Below are 355 nucleotides of genomic sequence, written 5' to 3'. Positions count from 1 at the left end.
TGTTGAGCATGACCATCGTGAAACCCAATCGGGAGGTTTCTCCGCGGCGGGTTGCGATCAGATCGAAGTCATCCTGGCTCAGTGTAAAATGTCTCGTGATCTCGCGATCATCGACAGAAGGCTCGTAATGTCGGGCGAGAGCTTAGCGGGTCAGAAGACGGCGCCGCGCCATGATCGGATGTCTCCTTCATGTGTCCGGAAGGGGATCGTTGGACGGACTGTCCCGGACAAGTGCAACACGTCATGGAATACAGCCGTGTGCTGTGTCTCATAAAGGTGGTACCATATGTTTTGCAGTCATGGGGCCTTATACGTTACACTTTCCCGTATGACACACATAATGATCGGCTATGCC

The 355-nt window shown here is 53.2% G+C and carries 1 pseudogene; it reads right to left on the bottom strand.

The features are described 5' to 3' along the window. Window positions 1–172 (bottom strand): annotated as a pseudogene (locus tag KP705_RS20565) (DUF4158 domain-containing protein); the annotation flags it as partial. Window positions 173–355 lie beyond the last annotated feature (183 nt).

It is taken from the genome of Gluconobacter sp. P1D12_c (genome assembly GCF_018812105.1).
In the GTDB taxonomy this organism is placed as follows: domain Bacteria; phylum Pseudomonadota; class Alphaproteobacteria; order Acetobacterales; family Acetobacteraceae; genus Gluconobacter; species Gluconobacter oxydans_A.
This window is presented reverse-complemented; position numbering and strand designations above follow the sequence as displayed.